Raw genomic sequence first — 18,020 nt, 5'->3', positions numbered from 1 at the left:
ATCTTTTAAAAAACTCGAAATCAACGTAAACTGTAGGAAACATTAGAGGAGAGAGAGTTAAATGACAAACGAAGCATTAACCATTAATCATGAAGATCTATTGGCTGATCTAGAATACCGAGGGCTAGTACAGCAATTTACTAACCGCGAGGAATTACATAAGAAGCTTACGAGTGAACGCGTTGTGCTTTATTGCGGATTCGACCCTACAGCGGACAGCCTGCACATCGGCAGCTTGCTTCCGATTTTGTGCTTGCGTCGTTTCCAACAGGCTGGCCATATTCCACTTGCGCTAGTTGGCGGCGGAACAGGCTTAATTGGCGATCCAAGCGGCCGCTCGACGGAACGCTCGCTCAATACAGCGGATACGGTATCCGAGTGGACAGAGAGCTTGAAGCGTCAGCTTTCCCGCTTTCTTGACTTCGATGCTGCGGATCATGCGGCTAAGCTAGTAAGCAACTACGACTGGATTGCGCCGCTGGATGTCATTACTTTTTTACGCGATGTAGGCAAAAACTTTACTGTAAACTACATGCTGGCGAAGGATTCGGTCGATTCCCGTCTTTCATCAGGCATCTCGTTTACCGAGTTCAGCTATATGATTTTGCAAGCCTACGACTTCCATAAGCTGCATCAAGAGCACGGCTGTTCATTGCAAATTGGCGGCAGCGATCAATGGGGCAATATTACAGCAGGCCTTGATCTGATTGGCAAAATGGGCGGTGGCGACGCTTACGGCATGACGATGCCTCTTGTTACCAAAAGCGACGGCAAGAAATTCGGGAAATCCGAATCTGGCGCGATTTGGCTGGATCGCTCGAAGACATCGGCGTACCAGTTCTATCAGTTCTGGATCAATACTGAAGATAACGATACGATTAAATTTTTGAAATATTTCACATTCCTCTCTCGTGCAGAAATCGAAGCTTTGGAGACAGAGCTTCAGTCGCACCCAGAGAAGCGGGTGGCGCAGCGTGAGTTGGCGCGTGAAATTACTCGCCTTGTTCATGGACAAGAAGCGCTCGACAGCGCAGAGAAAATTACGCAGGCATTTTTCTCCGGCGATGTAAATCAACTGAGTGAAGCGGAGCTGATTGAAGCTTTGCAGGACATGCCTACAACGGTGCTTACGAATAGAGAAGAGATTGCGCTTATGGATCTTCTAATCGAATCTGGAGCTGCACCATCTCGCCGCCAAGCGAAACAAGATATTACGAGCGGCTCGATTTCAATTAATGGCACGAAAAACACGGATGTAGAATCCATCATCGGTTCGGAGCAAAAGCTCTATGACAAATTTGTCGTGCTGCGCCGCGGCAAAAAAAATTACTTCTTGATTCGATTTGAATAGGACAAAAAAATCAGACTTCCACTATTGGAAGTCTGGTTTTTTTTGAATGTTATATCTACTTTAGGAAATCGAGTGTACACATTTTCATTGTTTGATGCTATTTTGAGTAGTCTCCAACACCAATCTCCGCGATCAACGTCCAGCTATCCTGCACAATTGCAGGAACCTCGCCCAATTTTAGTTGTGTTGGAGTCTTATGTTGTATTTATGAAATAACTTGCTATATGATCTGTCATTTTAGCACTTTAAGTGCGCTTATATTGTAGGGAATACAGTATAGCTGCACGTAAGTGTGAGAAAGATACCGCTATCCTGTGAATATGCATTATAGAAAATAATTAAGAACAATGTAGAAGTGCATATTTGCTGGATTAGAAAAGGGGATATCCCAAAAGGGGAAACCTGTGTGAGAGAATCCCATAGTATGTGCAAAAGAACCTTCAAAACCACTTTGAAAGTGAATCTGAAGAATCTTTTTTGCCAGCATATTACGTGAAAAGTGGGGGCTGAATGATTCGGAAATTGCTTTATGGTTAGTTTCTGAATAGGACAAAAACCCAGACTTCCGTTAATGGAAGTCTGGGTTTTTATGGTTAGCTTTTATAAAAAGGGCTGCTAAAGTTTAAGCACTGGTCTTTGCCAAGCTGCTCTCGGCTATCTTCCGGCGGGATCTTGCGCGGCGGGAGAACCCGAAGGAGGTTGCGGCTGTAGCAGCGGCGAGAATGACGCCTGTAGCTCCAATCCAGCTGATAGAGGTAAGCGATACTTGCTCAACGACAACCCCGCCAAGCCCGGCTCCTGCAGCCATGCCCAGCTGAAGTACAGAGCTGTTCAAGCTTAGCATTATACCCGAAGCTTCTGGAGCTAGTGACATCAGATGGTACTGCTGAGTTGGACCGGATGACCAAGCGGTAAAGGCCCAGATCATAAGCAGAGGAAATACGATAACCGGAGACTGTCCAGCCAATGAGAGTAGGACAAGTGCTATCGTATGGAACAGCATGCCGCTGACTAATGTTCGAGGCGCTCCCCATTTATCGGTGCTGTAGCCGCCAAATTTAGACCCGATCAGGCTGGCGATACCGAATGCAAATAGTCCGATGCTCACGCCCTGTTCACTCAACTTCGTTACGCTAAGCAGGAATGGTGAAATATAAGTGTAAACGATGGAATAACCGCCGATCCACAAGAAGGTGACCGTCAGTGCCGTTACAATTTTCGGCTGCTTCAAGAGTGCAAGCTGGTTGCGAAGTGGAACGGGCTCTTCACCATCTGTTTTTGGAATGCTGGATAAAATGAGGAGCATTGCAAGCAGGCCCAGCAGTCCGATTGCTCCGAAGATGAGATGCCAGTCGTATACAGATGCGACTACCCTGCCTAGAGGGACACCCACGATTAATGCTGTGCTAAAGCCCATAACGAGCGTCGCAATGGCACTGCCCTGTTTATCAACGGGTGCAAGCTTAGAAGCGACGGTCAAAGCGGTAACGACGAACACGCCTGTGCTGAGCGCGAGGACAACACGGGACACGATCAAAAACTCAAATCCTGGCAAAGCAACGGCAATAAGATTCCCGATCGCGAATACACCTAATGAGTAGAGGAGCAGCTGACGCCGCTCAACACGCGCCGTAACTGCCATAAGAATCGGCGTGCCAATAGCGTAAGCTAGCGAGAAAACGGTAATCAGCTGGCCTGCTGCAGATACGGATACACCTATGTCGTCGGCGACCTTATCCAAAATACCCGCAATAATAAATTCTGACGTTCCAACCAAAAAGCTAATTATAGCCAGCATGTAAATTTTCCACGCGTTAGACATATAAAAAATACTCCTCTCTCCACTCCACTGTTTTTATATTTCTAAATCTATAGAAATATAACCTAAAAAAATTACTCCAACAAATATGGCGCATACTTGCGAGCCATTTCGCGGTTCACACTGTAGTAGATATACGTACCGTCCTTGCGGAGATCTAGCAACCCGCTTTCCGTCAATTGCTTCAAGTGATGTGAGAGGGTAGAGCCGGCTACAGATTCCAGCTTTGTGCCAATATCGGAGCAGCATAAATTTTTCTCCTCAGTAAGCAGCAGAGCTATTTTTAGACGGGTAGGCTCGCCGAGCGCCTTATATACTTTTACAGCTTGACGTACGTCCGCATGATCTTCTGTCATTGTGGCTTCACCTTTCTTGCAGTCGTTATTTCTATATTTGTAGAAATAAGATAGCATATCGATATTCGAATGTAAACAGGCAAGCATTCATTTTGTTTTACAACAAGCATTTCCGTAATCGTATAAAAGAAGAAAGGAGCCGAAAGCAGCTCCTTTTCTTTCATCGCATTATAGGTTATGCGCCTTTATCCAAGTTGCCAAAAATTTTAGCTTCCCGTCAAAGTAACCATCATCCTGCCAGGATCCCCAAACGGCGCTTCCGCCTGTATGAAGTCCGATCAGCCAAAGCTGTCTGACGGCTACGAATACGGGAATCATCGCGAGATCTTGCTCGCTTAGTGAGCGTTCCTTCGTATAGGCTTCCAGAAAAGCATCCCAGCATTCATCCTCAAAGCTCTCACTATCCGATCTGCCATGGACGCGATCCCATAAATAAACGGATAGATCATACGAGCGCCAGCCTACGCCGCAGCAGTCAAAGTCAAAGTGTGTCATGCTGCCGTCATCCGAATGAAAGACGTTCCAGCCATGCAGATCCCCGTGGCATACTCCCCAGTCATATGCACCATTCGCGGCTTCTGCAAGGCGAGCTTTCAGCCTGCCGGCTGTTTCTTGTACAAATGCTGCATCGTTCGGACGATGCTGTAAAAACGGAAGCATCGCCCGAAGAGGCTCGTCGAGCAAATGGGCAGCATCAAGCTCAAACCGTTCATGCTTTTGCTCATAGAAATCCATGGCATGATGAAGCTGCGCTATAGCGCTGCCGTAAGCTTGGCTTGTATCGACATTAAGTTTCCCGGCACCATCCGCATAAGAGAATAGCACAGCATATCGAGTGCCTTCCGGTGCGTCGAGCTCAGTTAACCATTCGCCATCTCGTCTTTGGATTGGATAGGAAACCGGCAAAGTGCAGTTTTTAAGATAGGTTAACAAATCCAGCTCAAAACGGATATCGGATTCTGCTCGCCACAAATGCTTATAAATTCGCAATATAAATTTTCCGGTATTCGTATCCACCGAATAGGTATCATTCAAGCCATTGGACACGAATTGGCTCTTTAGCGGTGTACCGATATCATATAATAAGGCCATGGCTTCAAAAAGCGTTTCCTTATGAAATACAGTATGTACGGCAGGAATATGCAGCATGTCACAATCATCCTTTCAATGTCTTTCCCATTATCTATTTATCCTATAGCAATCGTGAACCGAAGGGGATAGAAACAATGGCTATAGTTGTTTATTACTGTTGGAAATCGCTTTGTTGGGTTTATTTGACAATATAAGGGCGGCGGATTATTGTTAATCAGAATTGGTCAATCAACTCTGAAGCAGGAGAGGATTATGTGCAGAGAATGGAAACGAATCATTTTCAAAGCCTGAATGAGTATGTCTATGTTATTCAACAAAGTATCGGCGCCACAGCTGCCGCAACTTATATCATTCAGAACGATGTTGTTGTAAACGAGTGGTATTCCGGTACACATGAAGCATCAGATGCATCGAGACTCGTGGATGAAAAAACGCAGTTCAACGTAGCATCAATCCGTAAAACGTATCTAGCGCTTGCTGTCAGCTTATTAATAGAGCAAGGGAAAATAGGCAGCGTGGATGATGAAATCGGGCAGTATCTCAATGATTATAAAGATGCAGCGCGAGGGGTAACGTTGAGGGACTTGCTTACGCATACCCATGGATTAATCGAAGAGAACGGGAAGATAGCAAGAGAGTTCCCAGCTGGATATGGATGGGCATACCGCAATACGGGAATTGGCATGCTTTTTCAAATAGTTAGGCATATATCGGGGCAAAACTTAAGTTCTTTTATGGCGAGTCATGTATTTAATCAATACGGGTTAAAGGAAACGGGCTGGAGAACAAAAGCAGCTGAGCAACTTTTATATAATTATTACGATGATGAAGATACGTGGGTGGGGCCAAACGATAGTGATGCGGGTGATCAAAGCAATTTGTTCGTTAGTGCGCGCGATCTAGCGATGTGGGGACATATGCATCTTAAAAATGGCAATGTAAATGGAAAACAGTTGCTGCCGCAAACTGTTTTTGCAAGAGCTACTACGCTGCATACGCCGCTCACTGTTCCCTCTCACCTGCCTCGAAATGGTTTTATATGGTGGCTGCAAAGTGATACTCCCTTGAATCAAATTGGCGAGCATCTGCCGAGCGACGCTTATCAAGTTCTTGGAATTACAGGCTGCGCCTGTCTGGTCATTCCGAGCTGCGATGCCGTAGTGGTTCGCATGTATAACCAGCTGCAGGATTCGAGCGGGTATGATTACTTATACGACATTAGAAAGTTTGGAAATATGGCATATGATCTGCTTCGCAGTTATGGAGGTGCTCGATGATTCAAGGAGGTATCATTAAGAAAACCATCACTTCCTTAAAACAAAGATTAGAGGCGGGCAACGGGTTATTAACCTTACAGCTGCGTGAAGGTGAACTATACGAGGCCAAATGTACATTTAGATCCCCTGCACGGGAAGAAGATTTAATGCTTTTTCAGGAAAAACTGGGTTGTAAACTTCCTCAGGATTATTTGAATTTCCTTAGAATAACGAATGGCTGCTCGCTCTTTGACCATCCAGAGTACGGAGGAGAGGCCTACTTATACGGGTGGCAGGATACATTTGGAGTAACGTACGAGGAGCCTAATGAAGGTTATTTGAAAGTAGCTTACATTTATCAGGATGACATTGTTATTCATTTAAAAGCTTTTAACGAAGGCTCAGACCATTACTTAATGGTCAAAGGCCATATTGACCATTTTCATGATGCGAGGCCGCTGCATATGAATTTTGAGCAATGGTTTGATCGTTTTATCATATGTCAGGGTGAGAAGTATTGGAATTGGCCCATTTATAACGAGGGAAATAATAATAGATTAAGAGACTAGTGGATGCGGAATATATAAATAGGAGGCCTAAAGAAGATGATTGAACTAAAAGCAGCAAGCGTAGATGATGGACGTGATATTTTTGACATGTTAGTAGAAATAGGCCCAGGAGAAAATGGGTTTGTGAATAGTTCGTATGATATCGATTATAGTCAATTTCCTTCATTTATTCGAAAAAACATAGCGATCTCGCAAGGTATTGATCTCTTACCCCAGCACGTTCCCCAGACTGTTTTCTGGTTATTCGTTGATTCATATCCCGTAGGCTACGGAAAGCTGAGGCATTATTTGAATGATAATTTAAAAATATCAGGCGGGCATATAGGGTATACGATCAGACCAAGCAAACGCGGAAAAGGCTACGGAACGGTCATGTTAAATGAACTCCTAAAAAACGCAGAAAGCATGGGAATTAAGGATGTTATGCTGTCTTGTGTGGAAAGTAATATCGCTTCTAGAAGAGTCATTGAGTTAAATAATGGTGTACTAGAAGCAAATGAAGATGGGAAATGCAATTACTGGATTCACTTATGAGAATAGTCATCTTTTCAATTTGCATAACTGGCTCGGAGCCGCTCAGTACTAGCACCGCAACTCCCGACACGGCTGCTGGAAAAAAGATAGTGGGCACCAGCACACGCAGTTTAAGTATTAGTGCTTGACGAACCTTAATTTGAGACTGGTCGTCTAGACCAGCCAGAGACATGTGCACCCCATAGCGAATCATGAGTTCTTCACCAGCAAGGATGCCTGCAAGGAATAAACTGATAAACTCACTTCATTTCTCTATAAATTATATGTTGTCAGAAGAAAATAAAGTCGTAGACTGACGTTGCTTCATTAAGTTAACGGGCAGGATACCTTAGTGATATACTTTCAGTGGAGGAACTCTGGTATAAACAATCTCTCGGAAAAGGGTGCAGTGCATGAACAAAACGGATCGTTTGTTAGCTATAGTGCTTGAGCTGCAGCGTAACGAAGTGTTACGAGCCGAGGATTTAGCCGCTACATTTGAAACAAGCGTGAGAACCATCTACAGGGATATTCAGGCTTTGAGTGAAGCTGGCGTAGCCGTGATAGGAGCGCCAGGGCAGGGATACTCCCTAATGGAGGGGTATTTCCTGCCGCCAGTCAGTTTCACGGTAGAAGAAGCAGTGACGTTACTCATCGGGACAGATTTTATCGAGCAATGGTTTGATGTTCACTATGGCAGTAAGTCTCGAACTTCAAGAGGAAAGATTGAAGCCATCCTGCCGGAACCGATCCGTAGTAGGGCATCCCGGATTCGCAAGAGCTTTCGTTTGCTTGCTTCCGTTGAAGATATAGCACGAATACAAGAGAAGGCATACTTGGAAGCGATTCGTCGAGCGATTCTGGAGGAAAGAAAAATAAGATTCCGCTATTCCAAAAGAATTGCCGAGGCTGATGGGAACCGCCAAAGTGTTCGTACGGTTGCTCCTTATGGACTTGTCCTTCTTCAAGGGTCATGGGTACTCGTTGCACAGTGCGAATTGCGTCAAAACATCCGTCATTTTCGTTTGTCCCGGATGTCGGAGCTTATCGAGCTGGAAGATAGATTTATGCTGCCAGCAGATTTCAATTTAGATGTATACCAGCCTCCAGACGATCGCAACGTTCGTGTGCGCATATGTGTCCAACCTGACATTGCCGATAAGGTAAGGGAATCGAACAACTTCTATATAGAAACCATAGAGGATCATACCGAAGGGTTGCTGGTGACCTTACGTGTTCGGCAGCCTGAGGAATTGCTGCATTGGGTGCTCAGCTGGGGAGGCGGAGTGGTTGTGCTGGAGCCGGAATCCTTCCGACATCGGGTTAGAGACGAACTGAAAAAAACGTTAAAACGCTACTGACATAATGGTGTCAGTAGCGTTTTTGTATACTTAGAAAAAAAGATGATTAGAGGCGATGATAGATGATGATTAAAACAAAGCTAGCATTACAACGATTTGAGGAAACTGCGGCACATTATATTCATGAACTGGATCAATTCAGTCTGGAGCAGCTGAGGCAAAAGCAAAGTGAAAACGAATGGTCAATCGGTCAGATGTTTCAACATCTCATTAGCTCGGCGCTTTATATGCAGCTTCGTAATCTTGATCAATGCTTAATGCCAAGCCAAGATCCCACGGTTCCTGGAACGGAAAAAACCGAGGTTGGTGCGGCTATATTTTCTCAAGGAAGCTTCCCGCCCACTCGTATTCATGTTCCGCCTTCCCCACAATATACTCCGGAGCAGCCGGAAAGCAAAGAGCAGCTGATTCAAGGCTTACACACTGTCATCCAGAGAATGAAGGACATTGAACCTACCCTTGAAAAAGTGTCCAAAAAACATACAGTGTCCCATCCGAGATTCGGTGGATTGTGTGCGGAGGAGTGGTTTCTGCTTGTTGAAATGCACTACCGTCACCATCTCCTGCAGCTGGACCGCTTAAAGCAAGAGCTGGTACGGGAAGCGACATAAACATGTTTTAATAAAGGAAGGGATTTCGAGGTATGCAAATGGATGAAATAAACGAGCAAAGCCGCTTCTGGATTGGTGTCGTGTCCGCATCCCATGTGAAGTGTGGAGAGTCGGGGGGATTCGCTCAGCTCTGCCACGGCAAGTCAGCACCTTTACGTAAGATGCGAGCAGGCGATTGGTTGATCTACTATTCCCCGCGAACAGAAATAAGGAACGGGGCACCACTCCAAGCGTTCACCGCTATTGGAGAAGTGGATGATGATAAAGTCTACGAATATCAGATGTCAGAATCATTTGTGCCATTACGCCGAAATATCCGCTATATTTCATGCCGCGAGGTACAGATTAGAGATCTTTTAGAAAAGCTTAGCTTCACTCGCGGGAACCGAAATTGGGGGTATTCCTTCCGCTACGGTCATTTTGAGATCAGTCGGGAGGACTTTTTGACAATTGCCAAAGCGATGCTAAATGAGCAGATAGAAAGTTCATAAAACAGCGACAGTCTAGGACTTTATTTTCATATCCTAGGCTGTCGCTGTTTCAATTTCTGAGGCCAGTCTAAAACTTACTTTAGGAAGTCTGAGGTGCTTTGTTATAGGCTATATCTATTTTTCCTATATAAACTAGATATTGGAAACGGTTTAGGTTCTCTATTATTATGAGATTAAACCTATAGAATCCATGAGAAGAGGATAGAAATGAAACAGAAATGGCAATGTGCAGTAGACAAAACAATCCATCTAACAGCACAGAAACGAAATAAATTAGAGCAAACGTTCGAAAGCTATATGATCTGCCTAATGTTGTATGTACTCCACATCTTGCCTATTATACAAATGAGACGATTTCGGATATGAATCAACAACTATTGGATCAAGCTATTGAATATTTTAATAATCTGTACGATATGGAGTGACGTTTCTTAATGAAAGGAATGGAGTAAAATGAATCCTTTTATCGAACAATTGTTACATTCTAATCAAATGGAAATAGAATTAACGGAAGACCTATTATATAAAATTTACAATGAAGCTAAAAATACGGATGGGGAGGAGGAGGTTTGGAAAAAACTAATCTCGTTATACGATGAACCTCTCCCGAAGCAAATCGCTTTTTCCCTAATAGATAGGAATATTGCTATTATGGACTTAAGTCATTCCAAACAAGACTACGATGTCTTGTGGAGATTAGCAGAGATAGTAGACGAAGCTTTATTGACACTAGCGATAGACGTCTACACTCAACTATCCTTTGGCCATGAAGAAATGGAGCTGCTGTTTAACAAATACGATAATCATAAATGGATGATGGAGAGCTTGATTTATAAACAGCCATCATCACCTGAAAAGCGAAGATTGCTCGAAGCAGCTATAAAAAGGAATATGGATGCAGACGCATTGCAAAGATTGCTCACTGTGGTGGACACTGCTAAATATGCGAGCCGCAATGATTTAACACTTGAAGAGTTTCAATCCCTTTTTGAGACAAAAGAGCCCTATGTTTGGCTGTCATTATCCCAAAACGCCAACACTCCAGTAGATATTTTAAACAAATTATTAGAAGCGACAAGCATAAAAAATGCAAGAGCAATAAGACAATCAGCAAATATAAATATTAAAGGAAAACGCGATAAAAATAGTGAGGTGATCACGTGAGAATTAGAACGGCAGCTAAGTTTGCATCCCGACAATGATTTGAATTTTATTATGGGAGCACCAACGAGAAGTATTGTCACAATGGATTTCTAATCCTAACCATATGGAAATCCCTATGTTTATTGAAGGTTAATTAAAGAATGGGGGGCGAGCATATGAATGAGTTACGTTATCCTATCGGGCAATTTGAACTCATACAGCATGCAACGACCGAGCTTCGGCAAAGCTGGATTGAGGATGTGTCGCAAATATGTCCGATTCTGCGGCACACGGTACAAAACTTAACGTCTGAGCAGCTGCTTTTACAATACCGTCCGGGCAGTTGGACCGTCAGGCAGGTTGTTCACCATATGGCTGACAACGATATGAATGCTTTTATTCGTTTCAAGAGAGCGCTAACGGAGGATAATCCCACAGCCAGCTCGTATAGAGAAGATTTATGGGCGGAATTAAGCGATTATGAAACACCCCTCGAAACATCGCTGAATCTCCTGGAATCCGTTCATGATCGGTTTACTGCAATTCTCCGATCTTTACAATCATCAGATTTTCAACGAACGTTTACAAGTCCAACTCACGGCGCCATGAGTCTTGATGCTGCACTTCAACGATTCATTTGGCATAATCGGCATCATACTGCACAGATCGCTTCCATATTTTAAAATAAGGAGAATCAGGCATGAATAAAATTATTGCGATTACAGGCGCCTCATCCGGAATAGGTCTTGCAACAGCATTGAAATTTGCTGAAGAAGGATGGATCGTATACGCTGGAACTCGGCATGCAGAACGTGATCAAGCAAAGTATAGCGATCAGCCCAATCTACATTTCATTGAAATGGAAGTAACTAAACCGGAATCATTGGAGCAGGCATTTGAGGTCATTAAGCAAAAACACGGTTATATGGATGTTTTATTTTGCAATGCAGGATTTGGGCTGTTGCGTGCTCTAGGTCAAGCTACTTTCGAGGAAATTCAAGCTGTTTTTGATACGAATGTGTACGGGGTTATGCATACGATTCGTGCGGGTTTGCCACTTCTTCGCGAGTCGAACTCAGGCCATTTGATCGCAACGACGAGTGTAGGGGGATTGGTCGGACAACCATTAAATGAAATTTATTGCGCAAGCAAGTTTGCAGTTGAAGGGTTGTTGGAGAGCTTAGCGACCTACTACAAGCCTGCATTTAATATTGATGTGACTTTGCTGGAGCCTGGAGCAATTGGGACCCATTTCAACAATACTGTTTTTGCACATATTGAAAAAACAGGCGGTATTCCAGATGATGAATATAAACAAACGTATGACACCATTATTAATACCTTTTCCAAGCGAAACTCCGTTCCACAAACTTCTGAATCCGTTGCTGATGTTGTGCTTCAGTTAGTAAATATGGAGACGAAGCCGCTGCGCATTCGTACATCCGATAAAGCTGAAGCGTTTGTACATTATAAAGTGAGCAACGATCCTACGGGGCTGGAGGGCATGCTGAATACACGTAAACTTCAATTAGAAATGTAATATAAGATATATAAACAGGAATGGACTATGGGTTATTGCGCCCATAGTCCATTTTCTTGCTTTATTATTGAAGCCGCCACAAAGATTGCACATTTGGCGGCTCCCAGCCAACCAGTGAGGTATGAGGCTGGAGACAAACATAGGAGAGGCCCGCGTAGGTTACTGTACTGCCAGCAACATAGCTTGTTTGAGCAGCCCAAGTCGTTGTTCCGCCCGAGCCAGCTGTAGTTGAGGCTTGAAGTACGTTGCTAGCTGCCGACAAATTTCCTGCAGCATCCTTTGCTTTCACTGTAAAGCTGTAGGCTGTGTTTGCTGTAAGACCGCTTACGGTAGCTGTAATTCCAGCAACATTGAGGCTGGAAGAGCCATAATAAACGGTGTAACCGGTAACGCCGACATTATCCGTTGATGCTCCCCATGAAAGATTAATGGTAGAAGCTGTAGCACCTGTTGCTTGAAGATTATTTGGGGCAGTTGGCGCTGTAGTATCCGCTGGTCCTGCATTGCCGCATGGACCAATTAATTTCCACACGCTGCTTATATCTGGGCGCTCTCCTTTTGTCCACCATTTAGCTTCGTATTCAGAGCCGTTGTAGGAAGCACGCTGTCCGCCTGTATAGGCTGTGTCGGTGTTCCATTGCTGTACGGTGCAAACATTTGCGGGGCTTGTAGTAACCGTAATTGGCGTACTTGCGCCAGACACATTGCCTGCTGCATCATATGCCTTCACTGTAAAGGTATAAGCAGTGTTAGGGGTTAATCCGCTAATTGCTGCGCTTGTACCCGTTGCATTCACGTTTGTTGTACCGTAAGTCACGGTATAACCGGTTACATTTACGTTATCCGTGGAAGCGTTCCATGCTAAGTTGACACTGGATGCACTTGTACTTGTCGTGCGTAAATTAGCAGGTACGGAAGGTGCTATTACATCCACAACGGGTGCATCAGTAGTTACATTAATCACGTTGCTCGCGCCAGAAATATTGCCTGCTGCATCTCTTGCTTTTACAGTAAATGAATACGCTGTGTTAGGTGTCAAACCGCTGATTGTTGTGCTTGTACCTGTAACGGTTGTTGAAGTTGAACCATATGAGACGATATAACCCGTTACTCCTCGATCATCGGTAGATGCATTCCAAGACAAGCTCGCACTCGTGGACGTTTTGGCGGTTAATTGAAGATTAGCAGGAACTGACGGAGCTGTAACGTCACCTCCACCCGAACCATATTGATCAAGATAGGTACGATGACTAGTAGAAAAAAGATTGTTCGTATATTTATCCCAGTTGATAGACCAGGTCATCAATCCTTTTAAATCAGGATAACCAGCAGTATTTCGAAGAACGTAGGTTCCGCCGAAAGGGATACCTTTTATAAGATAATCAAGAGCTTTCTGGACGTTAGCCGGTGTTGTATAACCTCCGCCTGCTGCTTGTGGTGAAGCGGGCAAGCCAATGACGATTTGATCTGGACGAAGCGCTGGAAACATATTATTCGGGTTGCCTCCGACAGGAAATCCAACAAGGAGCATTTCAGCCATAGCGACATGGAAGTCAGGCGTACCTTGAGAATAGGCTTTACCATCAAGGCCTAACATGGGACCCGTATTATAATGCTGTACATGCAGGTAATCCAGTTCATTTCGCAGATCATAGATGACAGGGAGGTATGCTCCCCAATGTCCTGTATAGTTTCCTGCTCCACCCTGAACATAGGCCGTTTCCGGAGCCATGGTCAGAAGGAAATCTGGACTATAGCTATTTAATAATTCACGCGTAGCGGAAATTAAATTTACTATTTTTGGGGTGGTAGGAGCTTTGAAGTTGGTGTCTCCTGTGTTAAGGGCAAGAGAGCTGCCTTCAAGGTCAATATCGAGGCCGTCAAATCCATATAAATTAATAATACCCTTCATCGTGTTCACAAATGTTGTTTTGGCCTGAGGTGTAGTAAGCTCCACTGCACCGTTAGCGCCGCCGATGGATATGAGCACCTTTTGTCCTCTCGCTTTAAGGAAAGCAACATCAGACTGAAACTCGCTAACGGTTGCGTTGTAAGGCGTGAACACCATATTGCCAGTATGTGCGCCACCTGTTGGTTCGGCAAAAGCGACCTGGATCACATCGTAATCCGGAGAAATATCTCTTAAACGAATATTGGTAGAGAAGTTGTCAAAATTATGCCAGTAGCCTACGATTATTTTGTTGCGAGCTGTTGCGGCCTCTACTCTATCCGTTCCTAAGGGCAATCCAGTCAATACTAGCAGTGCCGCTAGGGCAGCTAAAAGAGCTTTCATCATTCGTTTCGTTGATCGCGAATCATTTTTCATCGTCAACTATCTCCCTTCTCAATATAAAGCTTCTGACCACTACCTTTTTTGTAAGCGATTACATTCAATCTCTTAAAAACATCACCTCCTAACTGTATAAATGGGATGAACTTAGAGTGTGGCGAAAAACCGAGAGGTACAATAGAGTTCGACTCTTCTTGCAATGGAGTAAGAAAACTTGATAGGCAAATAGGAGACTATTTCAAGAGGAAACAACTTTTATTTTGAGGGGGAAAGGAGTAAAAATAAAGGGGGATTTTTCCTGTAGTTTAGGGAGAAAAATCTATCACTTATCGTTGCACCCAGCAATTCTGAATCAGCATAGGCGATTGCGAGAGGCGCTGCCAATGAATGAGCGGTTGTCAGTCTCTACTCTCAGGTATACAATGTGTAAGGAGAAAATCAGAATGATAGTTTTAGTAAAGGGAGTGCAACAGGTTTGTCATCAAGTGCTTTAGCTTCAGCTTCGCCTTCTTTCCATGTTCGTTTAACCACATTGCTTTTAGTTGTTGTAGTAGCCGGTATGAGTCAAGGGCTGCTGCTGCCATTGCTTTCGATTATGCTGGAGGATTCAGGCGTATCGTCAGATATGAACGGAATTAATTCAGCTGCAATGTATATCGGAATTTTTTGCACAATGTTTTTCGTTGAGAAGCCGGTCATGCGTTTTGGGTACAAAAAAGTTATTTTAGTCGGCATTTCATTCGTTACACTTGCTAATCTACTGTTTCCATTTACCCATTCGTTGGCGATATGGTTCGTCTTGCGTTTGCTGGTTGGTGTCGGAGATAGCTCGCTTCATTATGCGACGCAGTTATGGATCGTAAGCTCCAGTCCAGCCGATCGACGGGGGAAATTTATTTCGCTGTACGGTATGGCTTATGGACTCGGCTTCAGCTTAGGGCCGCTGGGCATCAATCTTCTTCCACTTGGAAGGGCGGTTCCATTCTTAGTGTCCAGTTTATTTTTTGTTACTGTACTGATGCTTGTGCTGCGTATGAAGAATGAAATGCCGGAGCGAGCAGCACGGGGAACTGCGTCTGAGAATCGCTTTGTAAAAACCTACCGCCTCGCGTGGTTTGTCCTTATACCTGGCTTCTTATATGGACTGATGGAAGCTTCTATGAATAGCAACTTTCCGTTGTATGGATTGCGGATCAACCTGAGCCAGCATTGGATTTCGCTTCTGCTCATGGCATTTGGAGTAGGGGCTTTAATTCTTCAGCTTCCGCTTGGCATTTGGAGTGACCGGATCGGCAGGAAGCCGGTGTTGATTGGATGTGCAGTGGTAGGAGCTCTCGTGTTTTTCACCATACCTGTTGCTGGAGATAATATCGCGCTGCTTTTTGTATTATTTGCTATTGCTGGCGGAGTGGTTGGATCGTTTTACTCTTTAGGTCTCGCTTATGCAGCTGATATACTGCCTCGGGCAATATTGCCTGCGGCGAATGTTATCGCTTCAATTCACTTTAGTATTGGAAGCATCATGGGCCCGACGCTTGGCGGTTATGGGATTCGTTATGTTTCTGTTCATAGTATTTTTCTGTTTTTAGGTGCGGCCTTCCTCATCTTCGCGCTGCTTGGTTTCGGATTTCGTCCAAAAGCAGTTGAGGTGCCCAAAGTAGAGATATCCAGTTGAGTTGCTAAAGTATGGTTCGTGCATAAGTGTAGTTTCTTGATCTATTTGGGTCGTTTAATTTATATTGAGGGGGATAGGGCTAGTTTCTAGTCCTATTTTTTTATCTCTAGCTTTTGAGGCGCATTCATTGTCGAAAGAAAAAAATTCTTCCTTAGTGGACTGTTTATTGAGCTGAATGAACGGCTAACGGGCAGGCAGGTTAGTTCCAATATGTGGTATATTTGATTTAATGACATTTTTTAAGCGGAGGTGCTTATGAATCCTGCTTTTGACACCTATATCCAATCGCTGTCTGGCCAGGACGTGACCATCATCGGCGCCGGCGTCAGCAACTCACCGCTGATCCGCATGCTGTGCTCTGCAGGCGCGCGCGTCACCGTTCGCGACCGCAATCCGGCCCTGCCCCGGGACGAGTGGGACGATCTAGGCGTTGGGCTCCGCATAGGGGAGAAGTACCTGGATCGCGTTGGGGGCGATATCGTGTTCCGCACTCCGGGCATGCGCCCAGACCATCCGGCGCTGGACTCGGCCCGCGCTGGCGGCAGCCGTGTGACCAGTGAGATGGAGGAGTTTTTTGCGTTGTGCCCTTGTCCCATTTTTGGCGTGACCGGTTCGGACGGTAAGACCACCACCACGTCGTTAATTGCAGACATGCTGGCAAACGGGGGGCGTACAGTTCATCTGGGAGGCAACATTGGCACGCCACTGCTGACGCGTGCAGGCGAGATGTCGCCGCTGGACGTGTGCGCGGTCGAGCTATCCAGCTTTCAGCTGATGGATATGACGCGCTCTCCCCACGTGGCGGTCATGACCAACCTCTCGCCCAATCACCTCGACTGGCACCGCGACATGGATGAATATACTGCCGCCAAGCGCCGCCTGCTGGATTTTCAGAGTGCAGAAGACCTTGCCGTTCTTAACGGCGACAACCCGGCGACCGCCGCACTGCGCGGACGGGGGCGGACCAAGTATTTCGGCGGTCACACGGTCTGCGATGGAGTAATCGACGGCCTGGTACCTATCAGTGACATTCGTTTGCCCGGGTGGTATAACGTGGAAAACGTTATGGCTGCCATGACCGCCGTGAGGGGGACCGTGCCGGACGAGGCAATTCTGGAGACGGCACGCACATTTGCCGGCGTGGAGCATCGAAACCAATGGGTAGCCACTGTGGACGACGTGCATTACTACAACAATTCAATCGGATCCAGCCCCGCCCGTACCGTTGCCACGCTGCACGCGCACGTGGGCAGAGTGCTGCTGATCGCCGGCGGGAGACATAAGAACGTACCGTTTGACGAGATGGCTAGGCTGCTGCCTGATCATGTCAAGGTGTTGCTGTTGATCGGCGAAGCGGCCAGTCAAATCGAGGCTGCAGCGCGCAGCGTGCCGAGTTGCCCGCCTATTTTCCGTTGCGAAGGCTTGGCCGAGGCCGTGGCGCATGCGCACAAGCTGGCCGCACCGGGCGACACGGTGCTGCTGAGCCCTGCCTGCACTGCGTTTGACCAATACAGCAACTTTGAAGAACGCGGGGGCCACTTTGTAGAGCTGGTCGGGACACTGCGTCGTTCGGAGGGATAGGATTGAATAAGACACAGGCGTTTTCCGGGAAATCCTGATTGAACGCATGTGTGGTAAACGGGAACGGGTAACGTTAGCTCAATAATACAGCGGCAGTCTAGGACTTTTTTTCGTCCACGACTGCCGCTGTTTTTTATAGTTGGGGCCAGTTTACAACGAAGCTCCTATGTGAATAGATTTTTTTGCTCCAATCTCTAATGTTAAGAAATTATATCGTTTGCTCCAAAAGCATAGACAGAGCCTGAGCAATCTCTTATTTTAGACATGTGGTCATTTGGGTGGAGCTGTTCAAATCAATCGTAATAGGAGGTCAGCATTAGCGGCATAGCTAACATGATATAGGCAGATGGCAATTATAACATTATAACGGAG

16 protein-coding genes are annotated in these 18,020 nt (G+C 45.4%); 12 read left to right on the top strand and 4 right to left on the bottom strand.

From position 1 onward, the window contains the following. The first annotated feature begins 61 nt into the window (after positions 1–61). The gene (gene tyrS / locus MHH56_RS28630) at positions 62–1,351 is read left to right on the top strand and encodes a tyrosine--tRNA ligase (RefSeq protein ID WP_339205016.1); all 1,290 of its coding nucleotides are present in this window, start codon (positions 62–64) and stop codon (positions 1,349–1,351) included. 622 nt (positions 1,352–1,973) lie between these two features. Here tyrS and MHH56_RS28625 read toward each other — a convergent pair. From MHH56_RS28625 to MHH56_RS28615, 3 genes are all read right to left on the bottom strand, one after another. After that, positions 1,974–3,173 (bottom strand): MFS transporter, encoded by a 1,200-nt coding sequence (locus MHH56_RS28625; RefSeq protein WP_339205015.1) that lies wholly within the window; start codon positions 3,171–3,173, stop codon positions 1,974–1,976. Between the two features lie 71 nt (positions 3,174–3,244). Then, entirely contained in the window at positions 3,245–3,526 is a 282-nt protein-coding gene (locus tag MHH56_RS28620) for a metalloregulator ArsR/SmtB family transcription factor (protein ID WP_054025100.1), read from the bottom strand. A gap of 168 nt (positions 3,527–3,694) precedes the next feature. Continuing rightward, positions 3,695–4,675 (bottom strand): phosphotransferase, encoded by a 981-nt coding sequence (locus tag MHH56_RS28615; RefSeq protein WP_339205014.1) that lies wholly within the window; start codon positions 4,673–4,675, stop codon positions 3,695–3,697. A gap of 206 nt (positions 4,676–4,881) precedes the next feature. On the opposite strand from MHH56_RS28615, the gene MHH56_RS28610 reads away from it, so the two are divergent. From MHH56_RS28610 to MHH56_RS28570, 9 genes are all read left to right on the top strand, one after another. Beyond that, positions 4,882–5,895, top strand: coding sequence for a serine hydrolase domain-containing protein (locus MHH56_RS28610; protein WP_339209761.1), 1,014 nt, complete (start codon positions 4,882–4,884; stop codon positions 5,893–5,895). Further along, positions 5,892–6,443, top strand: a complete 552-nt coding sequence (locus MHH56_RS28605; RefSeq protein WP_339205013.1) for an SMI1/KNR4 family protein — start codon at positions 5,892–5,894, stop codon at positions 6,441–6,443. Before MHH56_RS28610 ends, MHH56_RS28605 begins: the two co-directional genes overlap by 4 nt. Positions 6,444–6,479: 36 nt before the next feature. Further along, the gene (locus MHH56_RS28600; RefSeq protein WP_339205012.1) at positions 6,480–6,977 is read left to right on the top strand and encodes a GNAT family N-acetyltransferase; all 498 of its coding nucleotides are present in this window, start codon (positions 6,480–6,482) and stop codon (positions 6,975–6,977) included. Positions 6,978–7,369: 392 nt separating this feature from the next. Further along, positions 7,370–8,317: a YafY family protein gene (locus MHH56_RS28595; RefSeq protein ID WP_339205011.1), complete on the top strand. Its 948-nt coding sequence runs from the start codon at positions 7,370–7,372 to the stop codon at positions 8,315–8,317. A 65-nt stretch (positions 8,318–8,382) separates the two neighbouring features. Next, complete coding sequence (locus MHH56_RS28590) at positions 8,383–8,928, top strand: DinB family protein (protein WP_339209760.1); 546 nt, start codon at positions 8,383–8,385, stop codon at positions 8,926–8,928. A gap of 32 nt (positions 8,929–8,960) precedes the next feature. Continuing rightward, complete coding sequence (locus tag MHH56_RS28585) at positions 8,961–9,419, top strand: EVE domain-containing protein (protein ID WP_339205010.1); 459 nt, start codon at positions 8,961–8,963, stop codon at positions 9,417–9,419. A gap of 453 nt (positions 9,420–9,872) precedes the next feature. Beyond that, on the top strand, positions 9,873–10,583 hold the full coding sequence (locus MHH56_RS28580; RefSeq protein ID WP_339205009.1) for a hypothetical protein: 711 nt from the start codon (positions 9,873–9,875) through the stop codon (positions 10,581–10,583). Positions 10,584–10,738: 155 nt separating this feature from the next. Continuing rightward, the gene (locus MHH56_RS28575; RefSeq protein ID WP_339205008.1) at positions 10,739–11,245 is read left to right on the top strand and encodes a YfiT family bacillithiol transferase; all 507 of its coding nucleotides are present in this window, start codon (positions 10,739–10,741) and stop codon (positions 11,243–11,245) included. A 17-nt stretch (positions 11,246–11,262) separates the two neighbouring features. Then, positions 11,263–12,102 (top strand): SDR family oxidoreductase, encoded by an 840-nt coding sequence (locus MHH56_RS28570; RefSeq protein ID WP_339205007.1) that lies wholly within the window; start codon positions 11,263–11,265, stop codon positions 12,100–12,102. A 64-nt stretch (positions 12,103–12,166) separates the two neighbouring features. On the opposite strand, the gene MHH56_RS28565 is transcribed toward MHH56_RS28570, so the two are convergent. Further along, positions 12,167–14,428: a fibronectin type III domain-containing protein gene (locus MHH56_RS28565; protein WP_339205006.1), complete on the bottom strand. Its 2,262-nt coding sequence runs from the start codon at positions 14,426–14,428 to the stop codon at positions 12,167–12,169. 439 nt (positions 14,429–14,867) lie between these two features. On the opposite strand from MHH56_RS28565, the gene MHH56_RS28560 reads away from it, so the two are divergent. Then, positions 14,868–16,067 (top strand): MFS transporter, encoded by a 1,200-nt coding sequence (locus MHH56_RS28560; protein ID WP_339205005.1) that lies wholly within the window; start codon positions 14,868–14,870, stop codon positions 16,065–16,067. A 255-nt stretch (positions 16,068–16,322) separates the two neighbouring features. After that, complete coding sequence (murD, locus tag MHH56_RS28555; RefSeq protein WP_339205004.1) at positions 16,323–17,648, top strand: UDP-N-acetylmuramoyl-L-alanine--D-glutamate ligase; 1,326 nt, start codon at positions 16,323–16,325, stop codon at positions 17,646–17,648. Positions 17,649–18,020: the final 372 nt, after the last annotated feature.

The sequence above is a fragment of the Paenibacillus sp. FSL K6-3182 genome, from assembly GCF_037976325.1.
GTDB lineage: Bacteria > Bacillota > Bacilli > Paenibacillales > Paenibacillaceae > Pristimantibacillus.
This window is presented reverse-complemented; position numbering and strand designations above follow the sequence as displayed.